25 protein-coding genes are annotated in these 25,022 nt (G+C 70.9%); 16 read left to right on the top strand and 9 right to left on the bottom strand.

Going from position 1 to position 25,022, the window contains the following annotated elements; translation table 11 throughout:
* Nucleotides 1-22 precede the first annotated feature (22 nt).
* From BM286_RS12675 to BM286_RS12660, 4 genes are all read left to right on the top strand, one after another.
* The gene (locus BM286_RS12675) at nucleotides 23-1,144 is read left to right on the top strand and encodes a pyridoxal phosphate-dependent aminotransferase (protein WP_092922920.1); all 1,122 of its coding nucleotides are present in this window, start codon (nucleotides 23-25) and stop codon (nucleotides 1,142-1,144) included.
* 114 nt (nucleotides 1,145-1,258) lie between these two features.
* Nucleotides 1,259-2,461, top strand: coding sequence for a methionine adenosyltransferase (locus BM286_RS12670; protein ID WP_092922917.1), 1,203 nt, complete (start codon nucleotides 1,259-1,261; stop codon nucleotides 2,459-2,461).
* Nucleotides 2,462-2,542: 81 nt separating this feature from the next.
* On the top strand, nucleotides 2,543-3,259 hold the full coding sequence (locus tag BM286_RS12665) for an SDR family NAD(P)-dependent oxidoreductase (RefSeq protein WP_092922914.1): 717 nt from the start codon (nucleotides 2,543-2,545) through the stop codon (nucleotides 3,257-3,259).
* Nucleotides 3,260-3,303: 44 nt separating this feature from the next.
* Nucleotides 3,304-3,756 carry a DUF5804 family protein gene (locus BM286_RS12660; protein ID WP_092922911.1) on the top strand — a complete coding sequence of 151 codons (453 nt, stop codon included), beginning with the start codon at nucleotides 3,304-3,306 and terminating at the stop codon, nucleotides 3,754-3,756.
* A gap of 16 nt (nucleotides 3,757-3,772) precedes the next feature.
* On the opposite strand, the gene BM286_RS12655 is transcribed toward BM286_RS12660, so the two are convergent.
* The 3 genes from BM286_RS12655 to BM286_RS12645 all read right to left on the bottom strand — a co-directional run bounded on the left by BM286_RS12655 (nucleotide 3,773) and on the right by BM286_RS12645 (nucleotide 6,778).
* Complete coding sequence (locus BM286_RS12655; RefSeq protein WP_092922908.1) at nucleotides 3,773-4,318, bottom strand: DUF7109 family protein; 546 nt, start codon at nucleotides 4,316-4,318, stop codon at nucleotides 3,773-3,775.
* Nucleotide 4,319: 1 nt separating this feature from the next.
* Nucleotides 4,320-5,504, bottom strand: coding sequence for a glycosyltransferase family protein (locus tag BM286_RS12650; protein WP_092922905.1), 1,185 nt, complete (start codon nucleotides 5,502-5,504; stop codon nucleotides 4,320-4,322).
* A gap of 89 nt (nucleotides 5,505-5,593) precedes the next feature.
* Nucleotides 5,594-6,778, bottom strand: coding sequence for an MFS transporter (locus BM286_RS12645; protein WP_092922902.1), 1,185 nt, complete (start codon nucleotides 6,776-6,778; stop codon nucleotides 5,594-5,596).
* Nucleotides 6,779-7,023: 245 nt separating this feature from the next.
* Here BM286_RS12645 and BM286_RS15665 point away from each other — a divergent pair, with 245 nt between their 5' ends.
* Entirely contained in the window at nucleotides 7,024-7,194 is a 171-nt protein-coding gene (locus tag BM286_RS15665; protein WP_167603403.1) for an HVO_0758 family zinc finger protein, read from the top strand.
* A 62-nt stretch (nucleotides 7,195-7,256) separates the two neighbouring features.
* Here the strand turns inward: BM286_RS15665 and BM286_RS12640 are convergent, their stop codons facing one another.
* From BM286_RS12640 to BM286_RS12630, 3 genes are read right to left on the bottom strand one after another with little or no spacing between them, the layout of a single operon-like run.
* Nucleotides 7,257-8,612, bottom strand: coding sequence for a hypothetical protein (locus BM286_RS12640; protein WP_092922898.1), 1,356 nt, complete (start codon nucleotides 8,610-8,612; stop codon nucleotides 7,257-7,259).
* Nucleotides 8,609-9,283 (bottom strand): hypothetical protein, encoded by a 675-nt coding sequence (locus tag BM286_RS12635; protein WP_092922895.1) that lies wholly within the window; start codon nucleotides 9,281-9,283, stop codon nucleotides 8,609-8,611. Before BM286_RS12635 ends, BM286_RS12640 begins: the two co-directional genes overlap by 4 nt.
* A gap of 60 nt (nucleotides 9,284-9,343) precedes the next feature.
* Nucleotides 9,344-10,456 (bottom strand): aldo/keto reductase, encoded by a 1,113-nt coding sequence (locus tag BM286_RS12630; RefSeq protein WP_092922892.1) that lies wholly within the window; start codon nucleotides 10,454-10,456, stop codon nucleotides 9,344-9,346.
* Between the two features lie 135 nt (nucleotides 10,457-10,591).
* On the opposite strand from BM286_RS12630, the gene dacZ reads away from it, so the two are divergent.
* The 6 genes from dacZ to BM286_RS12600 all read left to right on the top strand — a co-directional run bounded on the left by dacZ (nucleotide 10,592) and on the right by BM286_RS12600 (nucleotide 17,650).
* Entirely contained in the window at nucleotides 10,592-11,401 is an 810-nt protein-coding gene (gene dacZ / locus BM286_RS12625) for a diadenylate cyclase DacZ (RefSeq protein WP_092922889.1), read from the top strand.
* A 3-nt stretch (nucleotides 11,402-11,404) separates the two neighbouring features.
* On the top strand, nucleotides 11,405-12,193 hold the full coding sequence (locus BM286_RS12620; RefSeq protein WP_092922886.1) for a mechanosensitive ion channel family protein: 789 nt from the start codon (nucleotides 11,405-11,407) through the stop codon (nucleotides 12,191-12,193).
* 108 nt (nucleotides 12,194-12,301) lie between these two features.
* On the top strand, nucleotides 12,302-12,967 hold the full coding sequence (locus BM286_RS12615; RefSeq protein WP_092922883.1) for a GNAT family N-acetyltransferase: 666 nt from the start codon (nucleotides 12,302-12,304) through the stop codon (nucleotides 12,965-12,967).
* A 73-nt stretch (nucleotides 12,968-13,040) separates the two neighbouring features.
* A complete protein-coding gene (locus tag BM286_RS12610; protein WP_092922880.1) occupies nucleotides 13,041-15,521 on the top strand; it encodes a DEAD/DEAH box helicase in 2,481 nt (826 codons plus the stop codon).
* 62 nt (nucleotides 15,522-15,583) lie between these two features.
* A complete protein-coding gene (locus BM286_RS12605) occupies nucleotides 15,584-16,030 on the top strand; it encodes a phosphate-starvation-inducible PsiE family protein (RefSeq protein WP_092922877.1) in 447 nt (148 codons plus the stop codon).
* A 93-nt stretch (nucleotides 16,031-16,123) separates the two neighbouring features.
* Nucleotides 16,124-17,650 carry a cryptochrome/photolyase family protein gene (locus BM286_RS12600; protein WP_092922874.1) on the top strand — a complete coding sequence of 509 codons (1,527 nt, stop codon included), beginning with the start codon at nucleotides 16,124-16,126 and terminating at the stop codon, nucleotides 17,648-17,650.
* Nucleotides 17,651-17,866: 216 nt separating this feature from the next.
* Here the strand turns inward: BM286_RS12600 and mvaD are convergent, their stop codons facing one another.
* Nucleotides 17,867-18,865, bottom strand: coding sequence for a phosphomevalonate decarboxylase MvaD (gene mvaD / locus BM286_RS12595; RefSeq protein WP_092922871.1), 999 nt, complete (start codon nucleotides 18,863-18,865; stop codon nucleotides 17,867-17,869).
* Between the two features lie 138 nt (nucleotides 18,866-19,003).
* On the opposite strand from mvaD, the gene BM286_RS12590 reads away from it, so the two are divergent.
* A complete protein-coding gene (locus BM286_RS12590) occupies nucleotides 19,004-19,345 on the top strand; it encodes a 2Fe-2S iron-sulfur cluster-binding protein (RefSeq protein WP_092922868.1) in 342 nt (113 codons plus the stop codon).
* Between the two features lie 60 nt (nucleotides 19,346-19,405).
* Here BM286_RS12590 and BM286_RS12585 read toward each other — a convergent pair whose 3' ends face one another.
* The gene (locus BM286_RS12585) at nucleotides 19,406-19,726 is read right to left on the bottom strand and encodes an ASCH domain-containing protein (RefSeq protein WP_092922865.1); all 321 of its coding nucleotides are present in this window, start codon (nucleotides 19,724-19,726) and stop codon (nucleotides 19,406-19,408) included.
* A gap of 186 nt (nucleotides 19,727-19,912) precedes the next feature.
* Between BM286_RS12585 and pyrB the strand changes: the two genes are divergently transcribed.
* From pyrB to BM286_RS12570, 3 genes are all read left to right on the top strand, one after another.
* Nucleotides 19,913-20,860 carry an aspartate carbamoyltransferase gene (gene pyrB, locus BM286_RS12580; RefSeq protein ID WP_092922862.1) on the top strand — a complete coding sequence of 316 codons (948 nt, stop codon included), beginning with the start codon at nucleotides 19,913-19,915 and terminating at the stop codon, nucleotides 20,858-20,860.
* Nucleotides 20,857-21,315, top strand: a complete 459-nt coding sequence (gene pyrI / locus BM286_RS12575) for an aspartate carbamoyltransferase regulatory subunit (RefSeq protein WP_092922859.1) — start codon at nucleotides 20,857-20,859, stop codon at nucleotides 21,313-21,315. The genes pyrB and pyrI overlap by 4 nt, the downstream gene beginning before the upstream one ends.
* Nucleotides 21,316-21,624: 309 nt before the next feature.
* A complete protein-coding gene (locus tag BM286_RS12570) occupies nucleotides 21,625-22,485 on the top strand; it encodes a glycoside hydrolase family 10 protein (protein WP_092922856.1) in 861 nt (286 codons plus the stop codon).
* A gap of 180 nt (nucleotides 22,486-22,665) precedes the next feature.
* Here the strand turns inward: BM286_RS12570 and BM286_RS12565 are convergent, their stop codons facing one another.
* Nucleotides 22,666-24,495 carry a cation:proton antiporter domain-containing protein gene (locus BM286_RS12565; protein ID WP_092923292.1) on the bottom strand — a complete coding sequence of 610 codons (1,830 nt, stop codon included), beginning with the start codon at nucleotides 24,493-24,495 and terminating at the stop codon, nucleotides 22,666-22,668.
* 305 nt (nucleotides 24,496-24,800) lie between these two features.
* Between BM286_RS12565 and BM286_RS15870 the strand changes: the two genes are divergently transcribed.
* The gene (locus BM286_RS15870) at nucleotides 24,801-24,977 is read left to right on the top strand and encodes a helix-turn-helix domain-containing protein (RefSeq protein WP_245779355.1); all 177 of its coding nucleotides are present in this window, start codon (nucleotides 24,801-24,803) and stop codon (nucleotides 24,975-24,977) included.
* The last annotated feature ends 45 nt before the right edge of the window (nucleotides 24,978-25,022 follow it).

The following is a 25,022-nucleotide window of genomic DNA, read 5'->3' as shown; positions in this document are numbered from 1 at the left end:
GCGGCGGCGCCCCCACACGGATATGACGACGTTCTCCGACAGGGTCGAACGGATCTCGATAAGCGGGATCCGCGAGGTGTTCGAGGCGGCCGGCGACGACGCGATCAACCTCGGGCTGGGCCAGCCCGACTTCCCGACGCCGGACCACGCCCGGCGGGCCGCGGTCGACGCCATCGAGGCAGGGAAGGCCGACGCCTACACCGAGAACAAGGGGACTCGGTCGCTGCGCGAGGCGATCGCCGAGAAGCACCGCGCCGACCAGGGAATCGACCTCGACCCCGGGAACGTCATCGCGACCGCGGGCGGCAGCGAGGCGCTTCACGTCGCCCTCGAAGCGCACGTCGACGCCGGCGACGAGGTGTTGATCCCCGACCCGGGATTCGTCTCCTACGACGCGCTGACGAAGCTGACCGGCGGCGAACCGGTCCCGGTGCCGCTCCGCGACGACCTCACTATCGACCCGGCCGCCATCGAGGACGCGATCACCGAGGACACGGCGGCGTTCGTCGTCAACTCCCCCGGCAACCCCACGGGCGCGGTCTCCTCCGAGGAAGACGTCCGGGAGTTCGCCCGCATCGCCGACGAGCACGACGTGCTCTGTGTCTCCGACGAGGTGTACGAGTACACCGTCTTCGACGGGGAACACTACTCCCCGATCGAGTTTGCCGAGACGGACAACGTCGTGGTCGTCAACTCCGCCTCGAAGCTGTTCTCGATGACGGGCTGGCGGCTCGGCTGGGTGTACGGCGCCGACGAGCGCGTCGAGCGCATGCTGCGCGTCCACCAGTACGCGCAGGCGTGCGCCTCGGCCCCGGCGCAGTACGCCGCGGAGGCCGCGCTGCGGGGGGACCGCGGCGTGGTCGACGAGATGACCGCCTCCTTCGAGCGCCGCCGCGACATCCTCCTGGAGGGGTTCGCGGAGATCGGCATCGACTGTCCGACGCCGCAGGGGGCGTTCTACGCGATGCCGCGCGTCCCGGACGGATTCGTCGAGGCGTGTATCGACCGCGGCGTGGTCGTCGTGCCCGGCGAGGCGTTCGGCGAGGGCGGCGCCGGCCACGCGCGGATCTCGTACGCCACCGACGAGGCGGAGCTGCGCGAGGCCCTCGACGTCATGGCCGAGGCGTACGCGGCGACGCGCTGACGGCGGGGAACCGCGACGCGGCCGCAACATCTGCCGAGCCATAACCCGAGAGCATTACCCCGGCCCGGGAGGTTTCCGCAAGTTATACCGTCGCCCGCGGAGTATCCGGCGGCAATGGACCGGAACATACAGGTCAGTCGCCTCGACCGGCAGGCGGTCGAGGACCAGGAGGTCGAAATCGTCGAGCGAAAGGGGATCGGTCATCCCGACTCCATCTGTGACGGCGTCGCGGAGTCGGTCTCGCGGGCGCTCTCGCAGCTCTACTTAGACCGCGTCGGGAAGGTGCTCCACTACAACACCGACGAGACGCAGCTGGTCGCCGGCCGCGCGGCCCCGGCGTTCGGCGGCGGCGAGGTCGTCGAGCCCATCTACATCCTCATCGTCGGCCGCGCCACGAAGGAGTACGAGGGCGAGCAGCTCCCCGTCGACTCGACCGCGCTCGCGGCCGCCCGCGACTACCTCTCCGAGGCGATCCCGGAGCTGGAGTACGGCACCGACGTCGTCGTCGACGTCAAGCTGGGCGAGGGCTCGGGCGACCTCCAGGACGTCTTCGGCGAGGAGACCCAGCAGGTGCCGATGGCCAACGACACCTCCTTCGGCGTCGGCCACGCCCCGCTCACCGAGACGGAGACGATCGTCTACGAGGCCGAGCGCGCGCTCAACACGACGTACCACGACGACCACCCCGAGCTCGGGCCCGACGTGAAGATCATGGGCAAACGCGAGGGCGACCGGATCGATATCACCGTCGCCGCCGCGATGGTCGATCGGTACGTCGACGGCCTCGACGAGTACGACGACGCGGTCGAGAGCGTCCGCGAGTACGTCGACGACCTCGCCCGCGGGTACACCGACCGCGAGGTGGGCGTCGATGTCAACACCGCCGACGACTACGACGAGGGCTCCGTCTACCTCACCGTCACCGGCACCTCCGGCGAGCAGGGCGACGACGGTTCGGTCGGGCGCGGCAACCGCGCGAACGGCCTCATCACGCCGAACCGACCGATGTCGATGGAGGCGACCTCCGGGAAGAACCCCGTCAACCACATCGGGAAGATCTACAACCTCCTCTCGACGCGGGTCGCCGAGTCGGTCACCGAGGAGGTCGACGGGATCAGGGACCTCCAGGTCCGGCTGCTCTCGCAGATCGGCCGCCCGATCGACGAGCCGCACGTCGCGGACGCCCAGATCGTCACCGAGGGCGACGTGACGTTGGCCGACATCGAGGCCGATGTCCTCGAAATCGTCGACCGCGAGCTGGCCGATGTGACGGACGTGACCCGCAGCGTCATCGAGGGCGACGTCTCGACGTTCTGAGCGCGGACACGGTCGGACCGTGAACCGGGGCGAGCCACACCGGCCCGAGGTTTCTACAGACGAGGCGCCGTACCGGACGGCATGGCAGACACGCCGACGGACGTCGAGCTCAAGGCCGACCTGACCGACGACGCCGCGCTCGTCACCGGCGCGACGCGCGGGATCGGCGCCGAGATCGCCGCGGAACTCGCCGATCTGGGAGCGACCGTCTACGCCGGGGCGCGCGACCCCGACGACGTGACCGCGGCGGACCAGCGCGCGGTCCGGTTGGACGTGACTGACGACGCCGAGGTTCGCGCCGCGGTCGACCGGATCGAGCGCGAGGCGGGCTCGCTCGACGTCCTCGTGAACAACGCGGGCGTGTTCCCGCGGTCGGGACCGCTCCACGAGATGGACGTCGCGGACTTCGACCGCACGACGGCCGTGAACCTCCGCGGGCCGGTCGTCCTGACCAAGCACGCGCTGCCGCTGCTCTTAGAGGGGACCGGGGGTCGCGTCGTGAGCCTCTCGTCGGGGCTGGGCCAGTTCACCGAGGGGGAGATGGGCGGCGGGTATCCTGCCTACCGGCTCTCGAAGGTCGGCGTCGGCGGGCTGACGGCGTACCTCGACGGCGAGTACGGCGAGCGGGGGCTCATCGCGAACGCCGTCTCGCCGGGCTGGGTCCGGACCGACATGGGCGGCGACGAGGCGCCCCGAACCCCCTCGAAGGGCGCCGAAACGCCGGTCTGGCTCGCGCGGTTCGCGCCGGGGAGCCCCGCGGGGCACCTCTGGAAGGACCGCGAGCGGATCTCGTGGTAGGGCCGACCGCAACCGATTTCACCGCTCCCCGCGACCGCCGAGGTGTGACGCGGGTGTGTCTCCTCGGCGACCCCGACGTGGAGCTCTCCTACGAGCTGCTCTCCCGCGAGACCGCGCGGGACGCGCTCGCCACCTACCGGATCGAGGAGCCCTTCGAGAACAGCGTCGCCGTCGACACCGTGAGCCTCGGCGCCGCCGTCTCCCTGCTCAACGACCTCGACTGGTACCTCGTCCGCTTCGTCGCGGAGGCGCTCGTCCTGGAGCCCTCGGTCGCGACCGACGAGTGGCTCTCGCGCGACCTCGCCCGCGAGGTCCGCGACGGCGACGTGCCCCCCGAGGAGACCGACCAGCGACTGAAGGTGTTCGGGCTCGTCGACGGGCGCCCGGTCGAGCCCCTCTTCGTCCGGCGGCGACAGGGCGAGAGGCCAGAGTACGACCTCCGCGACGTGGACGAGACCCTCGTCGTCCGCGTGAGCGAGTCGGAGTTCTCCGGATGAAAGCGGAGACCCCTCCTCACTCGTCGACTTCCGCGAGGATCCGCGTCCGGACCGGGTCGACGTCGACCGGCGCCCACGCCTCCACGTCGTAGGTCACGTCCGCGAGCGTCTCCAAGCGGTCGTCGTCGCCTTCCCCTATCGCCTCGATCGCCTCCTCGCGGAGCCGGTCGAGCACCGCGTCCGCGAGTGCCTCGCGGTCGACGCCGCGGTCGGGCACGTCGAGGATGTGCGGGAGGTCCTCGGCGCCCTCCGGGAGCGTCGAGAACGCCGCCGGACCGACCGCGAGGGCGGTCGACTCCTCGGCGTGCTCGGTTTCGGCGTCCGCTAGGTCGCCCGCGTCGCCCCCCGAGAGCGCGTCGGCCGGCGCCGGCACGAGCGCGTACTCGGCGACCGCGAGGTCGATGGCGGCGTCGATGGCGTCCTCGTCGACCTCGGCGCGCTGCTTGAACGCAAGCTCGGAGAGCGCCCGCGACAGCTCCGTGCGGGTGAGCCACCCGAACAGGTCGACGACGCCGGCGAGGTCGTCGCGCGCGGCGACGCTCGGCCCGCTTCCGTCCGCCATCTCAGTCCTCCCCCGGAGCGGGCTCCGCCTGCCCGTCGTCGGTCGCCTGAGCGCCGGCGGCGTCGATCCCGCCGGTCGCCCCGTCGCCGCGAACCGCGTCGAGGTCCGCGCGCGCGGCCTCCCGGACCTCATCGGGGTCGACCGGCGCGTCCTCCCACGCCGGGAGCCGGGTGTCGGGACCGGGCTCGCCGAGCGCCTCGGCATAGGTCGCCACCTGCGACCGCTCGTCGGCCGCGTCGTACGAGAGGCCGTTGAACCCCGCGTCGGTCGCGTAGCCGTCGACCAGCGTCTCCGCGGCGTCGCGGTACCGCTCGGCGAGGCCGTCGTAGTCGACGTCGACGCCGGCGTCCTCGACCGCGCGCAGCGTCGCCGCGCCGACCGCCCGGCTCATGTCCGCGAGGCCCGTCGGCCCCTCGACGGAGCGGTGGTCGTGCTCGTAGCGCCCGAGGTCGACCTGCGCGCTGTCCGCGAAGCCCGCGTGGCCGAACGCCTCGCCCAGCGTCCCGACCTCCAGCCCCCAGCCGCGCTGGACGCGGAGCCGGGAGACGAGGTCGCTCGTCGCCGCGAATTCGCCCGCGAGCGCGTAGCGGAACGCGGAGAGGTACTCTAAGACGTCGGGCATTCGGCCGGGCGCGGCATCGGCGAGCGCGCGGACGAGCGGTCGGAAGAAGAGCCTGAACAGCCGCCCGTACAGCGAGCCGTCCTCGACGCGGGCGTAGTACCCCTTCGAGAAGTCGTAGCCGCGCCCCAGCGGGAACAGCAGCCGGTTCACGAACGCCGGCGAGTACGTCTTCGTGTCGGCGTCGTGGACGACGACGAACTCCTCGTCGAGCGCGCGACCGAGGGCGAGCCACACGTCGCGCCCCTTCCCGCGGTCGCCGTCGAGTCCCCGCGCCTCCAGCAGCGACGCGAGCCGGGGGCCGTCGCACCACAGCGTCTCGACGTCGAGGTCGAACCCGTCGAGCCACTCCGCGAACGCCCCGGCGCGGTCGGCCGACGCTCGCAGCGGGACGATCACCCGAGCGGGGTCGACGGTCTCCAGCGACGAGAGCACACGCTCGGCCGCGAGCGTCCCGTACTCGCGCTCGGTCATCGGCACGACGACCGCGGCCCGGTCCGTGGGGGCGTCGGGCCGGTGGTCGGTCAACGCGTGAAGGGTCGTCACGCGCTCCTGAACGTACTCCATTTACCGATCACACGGGCGGGACGCCCAAAACAGGTGCGGTACCGTAGGCGCGTGCCGGTCCCGACCGGCCGCGCTCCGCCCGCGCGGCCTCAGACCGCACGCGTCGCGCCCGCGGCGCCGCCGGGAACGCGCCCGAGGCGGTACAGCGCCGCGTACGCGACGACGAGAGCCGCGAGCCCGCCGGCGAGCGCGAGGAAGACGGCGTCGTACGTCGCGCCCGCCTCGACGGCCTCGCCGACGACCCAGGAGCCGGCCGCCTGCGTCGACATCATCCCGGCGGAGAACATCGCGTACGCCGACGCGCGCGACTCGTCGGGGAGGGACCCGAGGAGGTACGTGTCGCCCGCCGGAAACAGCATGTGGATGGCGAAGCCGACGACGACGCTCGCGGCGATCACCGCCGCCAGCCCCTCTGCGACGACGACGAGGACGACCCCGCCGACGAACGCCGTGACGATACCGAGCAGGTACGGCACGTGGGGAAGCCGGTCCGCGAGGTCGCCCGACACGAGGAACGCGGGCACGCCGGCGGCGAAGATCACCGTCAGGAGGTTCCGCGCGGTCGCCGGCGGCAGCCCCTTGTCGATCATGTACAGCTCGTAGAAGTTGAACAGGCCCTGCCAGACGAAGCTCGTGAGCCCCATCAGCACGACCCCGGCGAGGATCAGCTTCCACTCGCCGCGGGCGGCCGCGAGGAAGTCGGTGTCTCCCGCGCCGGCGTCCGGGAGATTGGTCCGCGCCGCGAGCGCGGCGAACACGAGCGTGCTGGCGGCCGCGGCGGCCGCGAGCCCGTAGAAGGCGTACCGCCAGTCGTACCACAGCGCGACGGTGACCGCGGGCGCGGCGATGACGGCGGCGAGCTGGCTCGCGGTGCCGTGAACGCCCATCGCCCGCCCGACGCGCCGGGGGAACAGCTCCGCGATGAAGGGGTTCGCGGCCACGAAGTAGACGCCCGAGGCCAAGCCGATCGCGAAGGCGGCGACCATGAGCGCGAGCACGCTCGGCGCGAGCGCGACGCCGAGCCCCCCCGCGGTCAGCATCGCGCCGGAGACGAGTATCACCCGTCGCCGCGTGAAGCGCGTGAGCGCCCAGCCGGCGGGGATCCGCGGAGCCGCGGAGCCGAGCCACGCGAGCGTGACGATGAGGCCCGCGGTCCCCTCTTGGATCCCGAACGCGTCGATGAACTCGCCCACGAGGGGCGCGAACACGACCCGCGCGAAGTTGACGAGGAAGACCAGCGCGCAGAGCGATCCGAACAGCCGGGTCCGTGACACGGCGGCGATTCCCCGCGCCCGGACACAAGGGTTGCGAAAGCGGCCGAGCGCGGACGTTACGGACGCGGCCGAGCGCGGACGCCACGGACGCGGCCGAGCGCGGACGCCACGGACGCGGCCGAGTGCGGCGCCGTGAAACCGGGTATCGGTCTCGCCGCCCGACCCGTCTCGGCGTCGGTATCGGCAGACGCGTCAGACCGCTGTCGTACGGGGTTTTTATCCGCCCCGCCGACGAACGGCGGGGTATGAAATCCACGCGCAAGGGGCTCCGCGACGGCGACCTCGTCAAGGACACCTACGAGCGGCTCAACTGCGCCGACTGCGACAAGGTATTAAAAAAGGAGAACGACCCCGACGAGGTGTTCGCGGTCCGGATCTGTCCGGAGTGCGGAAGCCGGTTCAAGGAGCTTCGCTGACGGTCTCCCCTCGCTGCTTCCGACGTCTCTCTTTCCCCCTCGCGCACCGCGATCGAATCCGATCAGGAGTCGAACGCGGCCGCGACCGACTCGGTCACCGCTCGCGCCTCGCCCGTGACCGTCTCTATCCACCGGTACGCGGTGTACGCCTCGACCACCCGATGAGCGTCCCGCTCGGCCGCTGTGAGGGCCCCGTCGGGCTCCTCGAACAACGGACGGAACTGCGTCGCCAGCCACCGGTCCAGCGGATTCGCGCTCGACGCGAGCGACGCGGTCGACTCGATCGCCGCGTCGCGCGCCGCGCCGACCGCGGCGGCGTCCGCGGGAAACATCGTCTCGCCCGCCTCTATCCGGGACGCGACGACGTCGAGTCCCCGGAGTCGAACGCGGAGCAGGAGCGTCCGTACGAGCGCGGTCGCAGGGTGTTCCGGCTCGTAGTTCCCGACCGGAATCGGTGCGAACCAGAGGTTCTCGAACGCCCGGTAGCCGGCGGTCGAGAGCAGCGAGACGCTCGGCGCGTCCCGCGGGACGGGTCGTTCGTCGAGCAACGACTCGGTTCCGGGGTTCGATCGGATCTCCTCCACGTCCTCGCCGTGGAGCGCCTCGAGCCGTTCGCCGACCTCGCGGCCGAGCCGTTTCGCCTCGCGGCGGAGGGCCGCTTCGACCGGTTCCGGGGCAGCGAGCGACGCCCGATACCGGTCGCGGAGGTACCGCCCCGCCTCGACGGACGACTGGACCCGCTCGACGTCACCGACGGACTCGCCCGTCCGAATCGGATTCGCGCGGCGATCGGGGTCGGCGCCCCCGCCGACCAGCGTCCGCCGCTGCGCCTCGTCGTACCAGCGCTCGATCGGCCCGTAGATCGCGGCGCCGGCCGGCGGGTCCGCTGCGGGCCCGGGTAGCGCGTCCAGCGTCTCGGCCACGCGTCGGCGGACCGTCCCGACGTCGGCGGCCACTTGCGACGGATCGCCCTCGACTGTCACGGCGGCCCACGTGCCGACGGCGGTCGCGGCGTGATCTCGCGCCGCGGTGTACCGCTCTGCGGTCCGCAGCGGTGGCAGCGACTCGTCCGAGCCCGGGACCGACTTCCGAGCCGCCGTCCGCTCCGCTTCGATCCGCTCGCGGATCTCGCCGTTCGGAAGCGTCTCGGCGGTCAGCGGCTCCGGTATCGGACTGAGCAGGCGGTCGACGCGGTCCGCGAACGCCGCCGCCACCCCGGGCTCGAAATCGACCGGAACGAGCCGCGGGGGCTCCGGGACCGGCTCGTCGAACTCGCTCGGGACGCGCTCGACGTCGAGCGACGGCGGGTCGTCCCAGAACTCGGGCTCGCTCCCCCCGCCGGAACAGCCGGCGAGCGACCCGAGCGCGACCGCCCCGGCGGCGGCGAGCGCGTCGCGTCGGGTCAGGCGTTCCGTCACGAGGCGTCACCTCCCTCGTCGATCGCCGTCTCGTTCCCGGGCACGGTCGCGTTCCCGTCGATCACCGCGTACTCCGTCTCCGTGGTCCGACACGGGGTGCGCCCGCTGGAGCCGGAGCCGGTGAGCCGCCCGTCGAGCGCGACCGGCAGCCGGAAGAGCAACGCGAGGGCGACCCCCGCGTCCGCCTCGCACGCCTCGTCGGGTGGCCTGAGCTCGCGGCAGTACTCGTACTCGACGTGTCCGGGCCGCCACGAAACCGAGTGGATCACGAGGCGCTGACACGACCGGACGCCCCCCTGCGAGACGTACACCGTCTCCGCGTCGTAGTCGGTCTCGTCGAGGAAGGTCCGGGTCCGCTCGCGGTCCGCGTCACCGACGCCCTCGGCGACCAACAGCTCGTTCGCCCGGCTCGCGCTCGTGACGAGCTCTCGCCCGATCGGGACCGGCTCGCCCGCGCCGTTCGTCTCGCTCCCGTCGAGAAGGACGCTCTCGCCGTCGGGGTTCCGCGGCTTCACCACGGTCGGGTCCGAGTCCGTCCCCGACGTCTGTCGCCGGTCGGACTCCGCCTCCGGATCGTTCGCGTCGCCCGCGCCGCCGCCGAGGCAGCCGGCGAGCGCGCCGGCGACCCCGAGCGCCGCGCTACCGAGGAGGGCTCGTCGCGTGGGGGACATGCGCCCGGCTTGGGCCGGTCCCGACAAACGTTTTTTGCTCGCGCGGTCGCGGCCGCCCGCTCACTCGAAGACGGCGTCGAACGCCGACGCGCCGAGCGGGTCGAAGGTGCCGGCGGCGACGTTCTCGCGGACGTGGTCGGGATCGGTCGTCCCGACGAGCGACGAGGTGACGCCCGGGGCGCTCCGCGCGAAGTTGAGCGCGCGCTGGGCCGGCGTCTCCCCGGCGAGCGTCGCGTCGACGTCGGCGGGGATCGCGCCCTCGACCGCCAGCTCGCCCTGCCCGATGCTCGCGCTCGTCACGACGGAGAGTCCGGCCTCGTGGGCGAATTCGAGGGTCGAGACGGGACCGTCGCCGTCCGAACCCGGCGGTGCGGGCTGGTTCCGCCGCGTGAACGCGTCCGCCATCGCGACGTTGAAGGGGAGCTGAATCGCCTCGAACCCGTGGTCGTCGTCGGGGCCGACCGCCTCGCCGGCGGCCTCGGCCCGCGAGAGGACGTCGGCGAGCGAGAGGTAGCCGTCGTCGCCGTCCGGGACGCGGAACGCGCTCCACGTGGCGACGCCGTACGCGCCGACGTCGCCCGCGGCCCGTCGGCGTTCGAGGGCCTCGAAGGCGGCTTCGAGCGCGTCGTACACGTCGTCTCGCGAGCGGGCGGCGAGCTGGGTCTCCGGGTTGTGGACGTAGTAGCAGTCGACGGATTCGAGGCCGAGCCGGTCGAGCGAGCGGTCGAGCGACCACTCCAGGTAGTCCGGCGTCATCGCGTGCGCGCCGTTCGCGAGGTCCTCAGGGCCGACGATCCCGGGCTCGACGAACCGCTCGCGGACGTACGCGCTCGGATCGGCCGGGCGCTCGCCGTCGAACGGGAGGAAGCCGCCCTTCGTCGCGACGACCACTGACTCGCGGTCGACCGGCGCGCCTCGGAGCGCCTCCCCGACCACGCGCTCGGCGCGGCCGCAGCGGTAGTTGACAGCGGTGTCGACGTGGTTCACGCCCGACCGGAGGGCCAGTTCGACCGACTCGCGCGAGGCCTCGTCGACGGCGGGCGTCGGCTCGCCGAGGTAGGTGCCGAGCCCGACGCTGGAGACGACGCCCGCCCCGAACCGCCGGAAGTACGTCCGTCCGAAGGCGTCGCCGAACCGGTTCCGGTACTCCCAGAGGGCCTCGCGAGTCGCCATGTACGCCCGGGTAGTCGACTCGCGGATAAAAGTCGCGCGGGAATCCGGTCCGCGGTGCTCCGTCGGACCTCCGAACGGGCGTCAGACGCCCGCACGACGCAACGACTATACGGACTCCACCTGTCTCCCGTGATAATGGCCTCGCTCACCGACCACCTGGCGGACCTCGTCTCGGACGTGGACGCCGCGCTGCTGTTCTCCCCGACGAGTTCCTTCTACGACCGGTTCGCGGACGACGGGGTCGAGGTCGTCGTCGTCGCGCCCGACAACGACGTCGACGCCGAGACGTTCGTCGAGCTCCCGCTCCCGTTCGACAACGTCAAAGACCGGATCCGGTTCGGTATCGAGGGCGCGATGGACGAGGGCCTGCTCGCCGAGGGCGACGAGGTGGCCTGCGTCGCCTCGGTGTTCGACGGCGGCTCGGACGCGGTGATCCGCGTCACCGTCGACGAGGGGATCCACACCGGTATCTACGACCTGTTCGCCAACTCCCGGGCGGAGCCGAGCGTCATCCGCGACGTGTTCGAGGTCGCGATCGAACTCGGGCAGAAGGGACAGAAGGGGAAGCCGGTGGGCGCCCTGTTCGTCGTCGGGGACGCGGGGAAGGTGATGAACAAGTCGCGGCCGCTGTCGTACAACCCCTTCGAGAAGAGTCACGTCCACGTCGGCGACCCCATCGTGAACGTGATGTTAAAGGAGTTCTCGCGGCTCGACGGCGCGTTCGTCGTCTCCGATTCCGGGAAGATCGTCTCCGCGTACCGATACCTCGAACCCGCCGCCGAGGGCGTCGACATCCCGAAGGGGCTCGGCGCGCGCCACATGTCCGGCGCGGCGATCACCCGCGACACCAACTCGACTTCGATCGTGCTCTCCGAGTCCGACGGGCTCGTCCGCGCGTTCAAGGCGGGCGAACTCGTCTTGGAGATCGATCCGGAGGAGTACTGACCCATGTCCGCGGCCCAGATCACCGTCCCCGAGTTCCTCGCAAACGTCCCGTACCGGATCTGGCTGGCGCTCGGCGTCCTCCTGTTGGGACTCGTGTTAGCGTACCTCACTGGGGTGATCAACCGCCGACTGCTCCGCCGCGCCGGCGTCCCCGAAGTCATCGAGGGGACCGCCTTCGAGCGGACGGCCCGCGAGTTCGACACCTCGACGGTGCGGATCTTAGCGCAGCTGTCCAGCTACTTCATCGTCGCCGTCACCGTCATCGTCGCTCTGACCGTCGCGGACGTGAACTACCTCGACCGGTTCTGGTCCGGCGTCGCGGCGTTCCTCCCGCGGCTGTTCGTCGCCGTGATCGTCCTCATCGTCGGGATCGTCGTCGGCGATAAGACCGAGCTGCTCGTCGCCGAGCGGCTTCGCGGGATCAAACTCCCGGAACTCGGGGTGCTCCCCACGCTCGTGAAGTACAGCGTGGTGTACGTCGCGGCGCTCGTCGCGCTCGGACAGGTCGGCGTCCAGACGCTCGCGCTCGTCGTGCTGCTCGCGGCGTACGCGTTCGCGGTCGTGCTGTTCACCGCGCTCGCGACGAAGGACCTCGTCGCCTCGGCCGCGGCCGGCGTCTTCCTCCTCCTGCGACAGCCGTACGGTATCGGCGACGAGGTGCGGGTCGCCGGCGAGCGCGGCATCGTTCAGGAGGTCGACCTGTTCGTCACCCACATCGAGACGGACGGCGAGGAACACGTCGTCCCGAACCACGCGGTGTTCCGCGAAGGGATCGTGCTGATCCGAGAGTAGCCGCTCTGTCCCTTCCGGATCGTGGCTCGTCGGAGGCGGTCGTCACCCGTTCTCACTCCGTGAAAGTCGTTGTCTCCCTATAACCCGACGCGCCGCTAACGCGGAGACATGACCTCGGATACCGCCATCGCCGCCTGCGACGGGTGGGACGGCAGCGAGTGCGAGGGGACGCCGCACTGCCCGCCGCGCTGTCCGCGGTTCGTCGACAAGGAGGGCGCGCGCTGGACGATTCGTCCCGCGGTCGAGGGGGACGAACCGTTCCTCGCCGAGATGTACGAGCGGTTCGACCGGACGGACCGCGCGCAGGGGCTCCCGCCCGTGAGCCGGCGGCGCTGCGCCGACTGGATCCGATCGATGCTGACCGAGGGGAACAACGTCGTCGCGGAGCGGGACGGCGAGCTCTTCGGCCACGCCATGTACACGCCGACCGGCGCGGCGGTCCCCGAACTCGCCGTCTTCGTTCATCCGGACGCGCAGGACCGCGGCGTGGGGACGGAGCTGTGCCGCCACGTGATCGCAAACGCCGCCGCTGCCGGCCGCGAGGGGATCGAACTCCACGTCGAGACCGGCAACCGCGTCGCCCGGAACGTCTACCGGACGGTCGGGTTCGAGGTCGTCGAGCGCCGCGGAGACCTCCGGATGCGGCTCGACCTCGACGATCCGATCGCGACCGAGGTCCGCTGGCCGCCGCTCGCCCGCGAGGGACCGACGGAGCCGCTCTCCGGGGCCCTTTCCGTCGACGCCGCGCCGTCACCGTCACCGGCGGACGACTGAGGGTCGGCACCCTCGCACCCGCCGCGTCGCCACCGCAACCGTTAGGCCCCGCCGACCCCAGGGTTCCGTAACCGTGGACGACGCCATCGAGTGGCTGCGGGACCGCCCCTTCTACGAGGGACAGATCGCCGACCACCGACGGATCCCGGCGCGCGAACCCGATTTCGCGGACGTCGACCTCGAACCGCGGCTCGACGACGCGCTCGCGTCGCGGGGGATCGACCGGCTCTACCGCCACCAGGCGGACGCGATCGAGGCGGTCCGCGACGGCGACGACGTCGTCCTCGCGACCGAGACGGCCAGCGGGAAGTCGCTCGCGTACACCGTTCCCGCTTTCGAGGCGGCGATGGACCGCGGCGGGCGGACGCTGTACGTCGGCCCGCAGAACGCGCTGATCGCGGACCAGGAGGAGTCGCTGTCGGCGCTCGCCGCCGACCTCGGCTTCGGCAGCCGGGTCTCCGTCGACTCGTACACCGGGCGGCTCTCGCGGTCGGAGAAGCGGGACGTGCGCGACCGCCGGCCGACCGTCCTCCTCTCGAACCCGGACATGCTCCACTACGCGCTGCTGCCGTACGCCGGGCGCCTCTGGGACTGGTTCTTTTCGTCGCTGGAGTACGTCGTGATCGACGAGGTCCACAGCTACCGGGGGGTGTTCGGCTCGCAGGTCGCGCTGACCCTGCGCCGGCTCGCGCGGACGTGCGAGCGGTTCGGATCCTCGCCGCAGTTCGTCTGCTGTTCGGCGACGATCAACAACCCCGTCGACCACGTCGCGACCGTCACCGGCCGCGACCCGGACGGGATTACCCTGGTCGACGAGGACGCCTCCGGTCGGGGGCCGCGCGACTGGGTGCTGTGGAACCCGCCGGAGTACGACGACGACTGGCGGGAGCGCGGCAGCGGGCGCCGGAAGTCGAGCCACACGGAGTCGAAGCGGCTGTTCGTCGACCTCGTGACGGCGGGCCAGCAGACGCTTGCGTTCACCCGCGCCCGGCAGACCGCCGAGCAGTACGCCACCGACAGCGCGAGCGACCTCCGCGAGCGGGGCGAGCGCGACCTCGCCGGCAAGGTCGGCGCGTACCAGGCCGCGCTCACGGACGACCGGCGCCGCGAGATCGAGGCGGACCTCCACGCCGGCGACCTGCGCGGCGTCTGGTCGACGAGCGCCCTCGAACTCGGCGTCGACGTGGGCGGGCTCGACGCCGTGATTCTGGACGGCTACCCCGGCACGCGGATGTCCGCCCACCAGCGCGCGGGCCGCGCCGGCCGCGGCGACGACCCTGCCCTCGTGGTGATGGTCGGCGGCGAGGACCAGCTCGACCAGTACCTCATGCGCAACCCGAACGACTTCTTCGACGCGCCGCCGGAGGACGCGATCTGCGACCCGGAGAACGGCCAGCTCATGCCCGGCCACGTCGCCTGCGCGGCCGACGAGAACTGGCTCTCGCCCGAGGACGAGCGCTTCTTCGGCGACTCCTTCCCGGGCGTGGTGGCGGACCTCACCGACGAGGGCGTGCTGAACCGGCGCGAGGCGACCGCGGGGACGCGGTGGGTCCACGCCGGGGGGTCGAGCCCGCAGCAGTCCGTGAACCTCCGCACCGCCGAGGAGCGCGAGATATCGCTCGTCGAGCGGTCGAGCGGCGACACGGTCGCGACGCTCGGCGTCGCAGACGCGCTCCGGGACGCCCACCCCGGCGCCATCTACCACCAGCAGGGCCGCACCTACGAGGTGACGGAGCTGGACCTCGACCGCGACGTGGCCGAACTCCAGCAGTCGTGGGCCGACTACTACACGCAGGTGCGCTCCGACAAGGACGTCGTCGTGAACGACGATCTCGACGAGCGCGCGCTCTCGGCGCGCCCCGACGTGCCGGTCCGATTCGCGGACGTGACGGTTACCGAGCAGATCACCGGGTTCGTCCGGAAGGACGCCGCGACGGGGGAGTCGCTCGGCGAGTCGACGCTCGACCTCCCGGAGACGACGCTGCGGACGAAGGCGCTGTACTTCCCCGTGCCCGAGGACCTCGAACGCGAGATGCGGCGCCTCGGCGACGCGCTCGGGGACGAGGCCGCCGGCGACCCCGAGGTCAGCGCCGACGGCGGCGCGCCCGACCCCGACGCCGGCGGCGAGAGCGACGCAGGCGACGGAGCGGACGCCGGCGGCATCGACGACGGCGAACCGATCCCGGGCGGCGAGTACGCGTTCAACGGCGGCATCCACGCGGCCGAACACGGGATCATCTCGCTGTTCCCGTTCCACCTGCTGTGCGACCGGGCCGACGTAGGCGGGATCTCCACGCCCTACCACCCGCACACCGAGGGGCCGGCGGTGTTCGTCTACGACGGGTACCCGGGCGGCGTCGGGCTCACCCGGCGCGGCCACGGGCGGATCGAGGAGCTGATGATCCGGACGGCGCGGCTCATCGACTCCTGCGACTGCGAGGGCGGGTGCCCGGCCTGCGTCCAGTCGCCCCACTGCGGTAACGGGAACGACCCGCTCGCGAAGGCGCCCGCGGTCCACCTGCTCGAGTCGCTGACGGGCGAGGCCGACGGCTGACGCGACCGGCTCGACCGAGGCCACCAAAACTGACTTCTCCTCGGCTGTCGAGCGTTCCTTCGATGGGTGTCGACCTGGACGACGCGGCGGACCCCGCGGCGCGAGCGATGGAGTGGCTCGTCCTCGGCGCGGCGTACTTCCTCCTCCTCCTGTTCCTCATCGGCGTCTTCGACCTGTTCGTCTCCCTGTACCGCCTGCTCGTCGCGGGCAACTTCACCGATCCCGAGGAGGTCGTCCAGCTGCTCGACAGCGTCCTCCTGCTGCTGATCATCGTCGAGGTCCACCGCACGCTCGTCGCGTACGCCCGGGGGCAGCCGGTCCTCCGGATCGTCGTGAGCGCCGCGATCATCGCGGTCTCCCGCCGCGTGATCAGCTTCCGGCTGGAGGACTACGGCGGGGGAACCGAGGCGCTGTTCGCGGCCGCGGCCCTCGGCGGGTTGACCCTCACGCTCACGGTCGGCTACTTCCTCCTCGACCGCGTGAGCGTTCCGGGACGGCTGGAGCTCTGAACCCGGGGCGAGCCGGAACGCCCCGGTCTTCGCCCGCGCGGAGTCCGCCGCCGGTCCCGGTGGTTTCACGGTGGACGCGTCCGTGGCGATCCCATGGAGCTGTTCTGGCACCGACGGGACCTCAGGGCCGCCGACAACGTCGGGCTCGCGGCCGCGACGGGGGCCGGTGACGACGGCGCGGACGGCGACGCTCCCGACCGCGGGCCCGCCGCCCCCGCCTTCGTCTTCGATCCGAACGTCCTCGACCACGCGAGCGACGTGCGCGTGCGCCGCCTGCTCGACGGGCTCGCCGCGCTCCGCGAGGCGTACCGCGAGCGCGGGAGCGACCTGCTCGTCGCCCGCGGCGACCCCCGGACCGCGATCCCGCGGCTCGCCGACGCGCTCGACGCGGAGCGCGTCGTCTGGAACCGCGACTACTCCGGGCTCGCCCGCGAGCGCGACGCCGGCGTCCGGCGCGCGCTCGACGCGGTCGACATCGAACGGGAGGCCCACCACGACGCGGTCCTCCACGACCCCGACGCGATCCGGACGAACGCCGGCGACCCGTACTCGGTGTACAGCTACTACTGGAAGAAGTGGACCGACCGCGCGAAGGACGATCCGGCGCCGACGCCGACCGCCGAAGGGCTCGTCTCCGCCGACCGGCTCGCGACGGCCGCCGACGCCCTCGACGCGCCCGGCGCGGACGACGAAACGGTCACCGACGGCGGCGTCGGGGCGCTTCCGACCCCCGGCGACCTCGGCTTCGCGGAGCCGGACGCCGAGGTCGGGCCCGCGGGGACGGCCGCCGCCCGCGAGCGCCTCGACGACTTCCTCGACGAGGCGGTGTTCGGCTACGAGGCCGAGCGCGACTACCCCGCCAAGGAAGCGACCTCCCGGCTCTCGGCGTTCCTGAAGTACGGCGAGATCGGCGTTCGGGAGGCGTACGCGGCGACCAAGGCGGCGATGGCCGAGGCGGAGTCCGACGACCGCCCCGACGACGCACCGGAGCAGGTCGAGGAGTACCAGCAGCAGCTGGCGTGGCGCGAGTTCTACGCGCAGGTCCTCTTCCACAACCCCGAGGTCGTCACCGAGAACTACAAGACGTACGAGGAGGGGATCGAGTGGCGCGACGACCCCGAGGAGATCGCCGCGTGGAAGCGCGGCGAGACGGGCTACCCCATCGTCGACGCCGGGATGCGCCAGCTGCGCGAGGAGGCGTTCATGCACAACCGCGTGCGGATGATCGTCGCCTCCTTCCTGACGAAGGACCTCCTCGCCGACTGGCGCCACGGCTACGACCACTTCCGGGAGCACCTGGCCGACCACGACACCGCCAACGACAACGGCGGGTGGCAGTGGGCGGCCTCGACGGGGACCGACGCGCAGCCGTACTTCCGCATCTTCAACCCGATGACGCAGGGGGAGCGATACGACCCCGACGCGGCGTACATAACGCAGTACGTCCCCGAACTGCGCAGCCTCGACGCCGACCTGATCCACGAGTGGCACGAGCTGTCGCCCACCCAGCGCGCGAACGCGGCGCCCGACTACCCCGCGCCGATCGTCGACCACTCCGAACGGCGCGAGGAGGCGCTCGCGATGTACAAGCGGGCGCGGGGCGAGGACCCGGAGGAGTGAGCGGGGCATCCCACCGCGCTGACGCTCGATCGCCTCCCGACCGCGCTGACGCTCGATCGCCTCCCGACCGCGCTGACGCTCGATCGCCTCCCGACCGCGCTGACGCTCGATCGCCCCCCGGCCGAGTCCCCTGACCGCGCGAGCCGTTCGCAATGTCAAACGACGGTGACGTGGATTCGGCGGAATCGAGGCGTATGGCCGGCGTCGGTCCCGGGGTTAGAACAGCGCCTCGTTCTCGTCGAGGATCCGCGCCGGGCCCCCGACCTCCCAGACGTCGGTGTCGACGCCGATCTCCGCGATCCGGCCTTCGACCTCGTCGACGTGGTCCGCGAGGGTGTTCACGTACACCGACGCGCCGGTGTCCGTCGAGAAGTAGACGGGGACGCCCGACTCCCGGAGCTCTCGGACCGCGTTGAACACGGCGATCGTCTCGGGCTGCCAGTACACCCACCCCGCGGGCCCGGTCATCGTGGTGGCCGTCAGCGACAGCGAGTCGTGTTCGGCCGTCTCGAAGATCCGGTCGAACTCGCCCGCGCGGAGCGCGTCGGTCATCTCCACCAGCTGGTCTTGGACGTGGGCGGTCCGCGCCTGCATCATGTGGCTCGCGGCGGCCTCGCGGTGGGCCTCCTCCGTCTCCTTGTACGCGGGGACGTGCGCGGCGACGATCCGCAGGTCCGCCTCGGGGTCGAACCCGTCCTCGCTCACGCCGGTGTCGAGGCGGTACGAGCGGCAGTCCTCGTCGTTGAGCCCGGCGTCGAGCCGCGAGTACGCGCCCGTCACCGAGCGGGCGGCCGAGGAGGAGCCGCGGCGGGCGACCGTGGAGACCTCCGGGAGCGACATGTCGAGTCCGGCGGCCTCGGTCAGGGCCAGCGCGGCGGCCGCGAAGCCGGACGACGAGGAGCCGAAGCCGATGTTCGACGGGAAGGAGTTCTCGCTCTCCAGCCGAACCGCGGCGTCGACCCCGGCCAGCTCGCGGACGTGGTCGACGACCATGTCGATGCGCTCGGCGGCGCGCCCGTCGACTTCCTCGCCGCCGATGACGTAGGCGTCCTCGCTCGCGTCGGGCTGCCACTCGGCGGTCGTGGTCGTCGCGGTCGGGGCGGTACAGAGGCTGATGCTGTCGTGGTACGGGAGCCGAAGCTCCTCGTCGCGCATCCCGTGGTACTTGACGAGCCCCTGGATCGGGTGGGCTCGCGCGGTGGCCTTGCCGGTCATACCTCGGGAAGCGTCCGGCGGGGGATTAGTCGTTGCGATGGGCGGAGAACCGAGTCGGTGGTCCCCTCAGTTCCGTCCCCGCGACGGCGACGCGATCGAGGGGAACCCTTTTTGACCGGTCGGCGGGTACTCGGCGCCATGACCGAGTACACCGTCGAATTCGTCGGCACCGGCGAGACGATCGAGGTGGCCGACACGGAGACGATCCTCAGCTCCTGTTTCGACGCGGGGATCGCACAGGAGTACTCCTGCCGCGTCGGGATGTGTCTCGCCTGTTCCGCCGAAATCGTCGAGGGCGAGGTGACCCAGCCGGCCGCTCGCGGCCTCACCGACGAGGAGGCCGAGGAGTTCGCGCTCACCTGTATGGCGCGCCCGCAGTCCGACCTCAAGCTCGACCGCGGGAAGTACCCGCCGAGCATCGAGGACGACGCCGCGGTCTCCGCGGCGGACGGCGACGGCGCGGCCGCGGACGACGACTGAGTCGCCTCGTTCCCTCCATTCGCTACTCGTCGACCAGTTCGCTACTCGTCGACCGGTTCGCTACTCGTCGACCCGCTCGAAGCGGTGTCGCACCACGTCCGCGTCGTCGTCCCAGTCGAAGTTCCCGCCGTGCGCGCGGACCATTCGCTCCTTGTACGCCTCTAGCGACGGCGACCCCTCGCGCTTCGCGTCCTCATCGGTCATGTCGCCGAGCGTGCGCTCGCTGACCTCGGTGAGTTCGAACGTCACGCCGTCGACCTCGAACGTGTCGCCCTCCTCGCCGTACCGGTTCCCGCGGTGGAGCTGCGTCACGTCGCCGTCGAGGGCCGCCCGCTTCACGCGGTCGTTCGGAAGCAGGTCGGCCGGATCGGTCTCGGACATGGCCGACCTTTCGGCGCGGATCGGTTTATAAGCGCGGACGCGGGCCGGCGCTCCCGAAGCGTGCGAACCACTCCCGCGTACTACGAATCTCGAAACCGGCGGTCGCAGGGATCCGCACGGACGTGAACACCCGTTACGACGGCCGAGCCGAGGGATTCAAGATACTGCCGAGTCCCATATCAGACGATGCGACAGGACCACCTCATCACCGCGACGCAGCTCTCGCGGGATGACATCGAGGCCGTACTCGACCGGGCTCGGGCGGTCGCGGACGCCCCCGCCGCCTACGCGGACCGGCACGCCGGCCGCGTGCTCGCGCTCTGTTTCTTCGAGCCGAGCACTCGGACCCGGATGAGCTTCGACAGCGCGGCCAAGCGCCTCGGGATGGACACCATCGACATGGGCGACGTGGACTCCTCGTCGGTGTCGAAGGGGGAGTCGCTTTCCGATACCGTCCGCGTCATCGAGGGGTACGCCGACGCCCTCGTCCTCCGGCACCCGAGCGAGGGCGCCGCGACGCTGGCCGGCGAGCGCGTCGACGTCCCCGTGGTCAACGCGGGTGACGGCGCCGGACAACACCCCTCTCAGACCCTCCTCGACCTCCACACGATTCGCGAGGACCACGGGCTCGACGACCTCACCATCGGTATCATGGGCGACCTGAAGTACGGGCGGACGGTCCACTCGCTGGCGGCCGCGCTCACGGAGTTCGACGCCAGCCAGCACTTCATCAGCCCGGAGTCGCTGCGACTCCCGCGGTCCGTCCGGTTCGACCTCCACGAAACGGGCGCGCAGATCCGCGAGGACGACGAACTCGAACCGGTCCTCGACGAGCTCGACGTGCTGTACGTCACCCGGATCCAGAAGGAGCGGTTCCCCGACGAGAACGAGTACCACCGCGTCGCCGGCGAGTATCAGATCGACGCCGAGACGCTGGAGACCGCCGCGGACGACCTCACCGTGATGCACCCGCTCCCGCGGGTCGACGAGATCGCGCCCGACGTCGACGAGACCGACCACGCGCGCTACTTCGAGCAGGCACACAACGGGATCCCCGTGCGGATGGCGCTGCTCGACACCCTCTTGGAGAACGCGACTCCCGACGGCGACGGGGGGGCGGAGGTGGACCGATGAGCGAGCACGAGCTCCGCGTCTCGAAGATCCGCGACGGCACCGTCATCGACCACGTCGAGGGCGGGCAGGCGCTGAACGTCCTCGCCATCCTGGGTATCGACGGCTCGGAGGGGTTCGGCGTCTCGGTCGGGATGAACGTCCCCTCCGACCGGCTCGGCCGCAAGGACATCGTGAAGGTCGAGGACCGCGAGCTGTCCCAGTCGGAGGTCGACGTCCTCTCGCTCATCGCCCCCGAGGCGACGATCAACATCGTCCGCGACTTCGAGGTCGTCGAGAAGAACCGCGTCACCCGCCCCGACAGCGTGACGGGCGTGCTCTCCTGTCCGAATCGCAACTGTATCACCAACGCCGACGAGCCGATCGAGACCCGGTTCGACGTCGTCGCCGACGGCGTGCGCTGCGACTACTGCGCGACGATCCTACGGACGGACATCGCCGACCATATCGACGTTTGAACCCTCGACCGGCCCTCGGGGTGCGACTCCCTCTCGCGATCGCCCTCCGGTAAGTTTTAGCGCCCGTACCACGAAACGTCAGATATGAGCAAGAAAGCCAAGCTCGTCCTCGTGCTGTCGCTCGTCGCGCTCGCGTACTTCCTGTTCGCCGGCGACAAGCAGCCCGTCGAAGTCGAGTGACGCCGAGACATCGCGCCCGCGCCCTCCGCGGGCCGAACCGACTACATCTTGTGCCGCTCGGCGAGTCGCATCGCGCGCCGACCACCGCGATACCGTCCGTTTTTACCGGCCAGTCCCGTAGCCGGCCCCATGTACGGGGTCGTCACGCGCAACGCCGACGAGGTCGAGATGGAGCCGTTCGACCTCGGCTTCTACGAGGTCAAAGACGTCACAGGGCGGTCGGCCGAGCCGCTGCCGAACGCCGTGAACATGGTGTCGTGTTTCGGCGACAACGCCGCCGCGAGCGAGAACGACGACCTCGTCCCGGTCGACGAGCGCGGCGAGCCGGCGACCCGCGACCGCGAGTACTTCGACTGGGCGTACATCTGTCCGACGCACCCGGAGTACCGCGAGGGCTTACTGGAGATCATCGCGGACTGCGCGGCCGAAAATGGGGACGTCCGGCTCGACGACGTGGGGTTCCCCCGCGAGGGGTTCTGTCACTGCGACCGCTGCGAGCGCCTGTTCGCCGAGAGCGACCGCGACGACTTCGCCGACTGGCGCGCTGACGTCATCACCGAGTTCGTCGCGGAGGCGGCCGAGCTGGTCCCCGGACGGCTCCTGCTCACGCTGTACCCCGACCCCTACCCCGACCACCTCCGCGAGCGTGCCGGTCTCGACCTCGACCGGCTGGCCGATCACGTCGACGAGTTCGTCGTCCCGCTGTACGACACCGAGTACGCGACGACGTACTGGGTGGAGACGATCGCTCGCGGCTTCCGGTCTCGGCTCGGCGGCGACTACGACCTCCACGGCGCGCCGCCGGAGCCGCCGTTCTCGCTGGAGCTGTACGCGGTCGACATCGACGTCGACGACCTGATCCACGCGACCGAGGTCGCCGAGACGTACGCGAAGGACGTGTTCTTCGGTTACGACGCGAACAACGCGGCCGCCGCGGTCCGCCGGAAGGACGCCGATTCCCGCGACGGCGAGGTCCACCGTCCGGAGTGAGCGTCAATCGGCGGGACATCTTCTCACTCCGCGATCGAGGGGGTTCGGACGACGGGGGCTCGACTGGGTCACCGCGTTCGTGAGTCCCGCTCGACCGATTCAGCACGCGGCTGCCCGGTCGATACGCCGACTCGGCGTGCGTCTCTCTCGCGGCCGTCGACGCCTCCTCCCTCCGAGCTCTCAGCCACCATCCTCGAGGAGCGACACGCCCGCCTGGACGTCCTCGTACTCGCCCACCAGCGTGAGGTGGTCGCCGCCCTCGAGCGTATCGGCGGCCTCCGGCACGAACGTTTCCCCGTCGTGCGTGACGAGAACGACGAGACAGCGTCCCGGGAGTTCGGCCCCTACCTCGCTGAGCGGCCGCCCGACGAACGCCTCGTTCCGGAGTGTCACCTCTTGGACGTCCCCCTCCTCTCCGAGCATATCCACCCACTCCGCCATCGCCGGGCGTTCGATGACGTCGTCGATGGCCTGTGCCACCGTGAACGTCGAGGAGATGGTCGTCACGCCGAGTTCGTCGAACGCCTCGACGTTGTCCGGATCGTTGGCGCGGCAGATCACCTGTTCGACGTCGAAGTTCGTGGCCGCCTGCTGACCGATGAACAGATTGACCTCGTCGCTCCCGGTCGCGGCGACGACGGTCTTGGCGTTTTCGATGCCCGCCGAGCGAAGCGCGTCCACGTCGGTTCCGTCTCCGATTCGAACGGTTAACCCCTCGCTTCGGGCCCGCTCGACGGCTGTTTCGTCGTTCTCTATCACGACGACGTTCTCTCCTCGACTCTCGAGGCGAGCGGCGACCTCGCGGCCGACCCGCCCGCTGCCGATGATGAGTACACGCATTGGTATCACGTCTAGGTATTCCGCGATCCGGCGAGCCAGTCCGCCTTGTAACGCGACGGTCGAGAATATGACGAGAAAGACGGTCCCCACCAGAAGCGTGGCGGCCTCGGACTCGCCGGCGTTCTGGAGTTCGACCGCGAACAGGGTCGCGACCGACGCCGGGATGATACCGCGCGGACCGACGAAGCTGACGAACAGCCGCTCCGAGGACGTGAAATCGGTCCCTCTGGTCGAGACGAGCACGTCAAGCGGTCGGATGACGAGAATGACGGCGGCGGCGACGATCACCCCGCCGACCCCGAGAGAGAGCAGATCGCCGAAATCGAGCAGCGCCGCCAGCGCGATGAAGACGAACGAGAGGACGATGAGCGTGACGTCGCCCTTGAAGTCCGCGATCTGTTCTTCGTACGGGATGTCCGCGTTGCCCAGGATGACCCCCGCCGTCGCCACGGCGGCCACGCCGGCCTCGCTGGCGACGGTGTCGGCGGCAGCGAACGCGACGAGCGCGCCGGCCAGCACGACGAGCCGAGCGTTTCGCGGCGCGTCGCCCGGCGAGAGGTCGATGTATCGGAGCACGATCCAGATGATCACCGCCACGATCACTCCGATTCCGACGCCGGTTCCGATCCGGCCGATGAACAGCTCGAGGAACGCCCCGAGCGTCGGCTCCTCGAGCTGCATGATCTTGAACACGACGACCGCGAGGATGGCCGCCGTCACGTCGTTGACGATCCCCTCGGTCTCTAACGCGGTCGCGACCCGGTCCCGGACCGGGACGACTTGGAGGATGGGCGAGACCACCGTCGGGCCGGTCGCGACCAGCAGCGCGCCGATGAGAAACGCGATGTCCCAGCCGGTACCGAGAGCGAACCGGACGGCGAGCGCCGTCCCGAGAAGCGAGATCGCGGCGCCGATCGAGACGAGCCGGATGCTCACTTTCGTGGCCCGCCGAATGTTCTCGATCCGGAGATGGAACGCCCCCTCGAAGACGATGATCGCGACCGAGAGGCCGACGATGGCGGGAAGCGACGCGAACGTGTTCGGCGTGATGACACCCAGCCCCTCCGGCCCGAGGATGAGTCCCGAGATCAGCAGAAAGACGATGCTCGGGACCGCGAACCGATCGGCGAGAAGCTGTGCGAGCACGCCGATAGCGATAATCGCCGCCACCAACGGAATCAGCTGACTCGTCACAGTTTGGTCTCGACGAACCTTCGGCCAACCGACGAATAAACCTACTGAACATCGCCAACGGCTCGTCGTTCCGGGCGTCGCGTCCGACCGATTCGCGAACGCCCGTTCGGGGGTCGCGGAGGGGCTCTCCGTCGTGAGCCGATTTTCGCGACGTGAACGAGGGTTTATCAGTGGCGACCGCAGAGGGGTATCCGACCGGCCGCCGGCGTGCGACACAACCGGTCGTCTCGCGTTCGCGTGAGGCGGTCGCCTTTCAACGTCCGCGCCGTAGCGGCGGTCACTTGAAACCGCTGAGCCGCCGGCTCGTCGAGATCGGGCACGACGAGTCCCCGCGGGCGGCGAGCGTCGAGGCGGTCGCAGAGCGCATCGACGCCCCCCCGAGCACCGCGTCGGAACACCTCGGGAAGGCGGAATCGACCACGATGACTGCGTTCATGGAGCTGCGCGAGGTGGCGTGAGGACGTCGGTAAGGGGTTCGCGAGGCGTCGCCAGTGCCCTCCTCG

The sequence above is a fragment of the Halorubrum sodomense genome (assembly GCF_900111935.1).
Lineage (GTDB): Archaea > Halobacteriota > Halobacteria > Halobacteriales > Haloferacaceae > Halorubrum > Halorubrum sodomense.
This window is presented reverse-complemented; position numbering and strand designations above follow the sequence as displayed.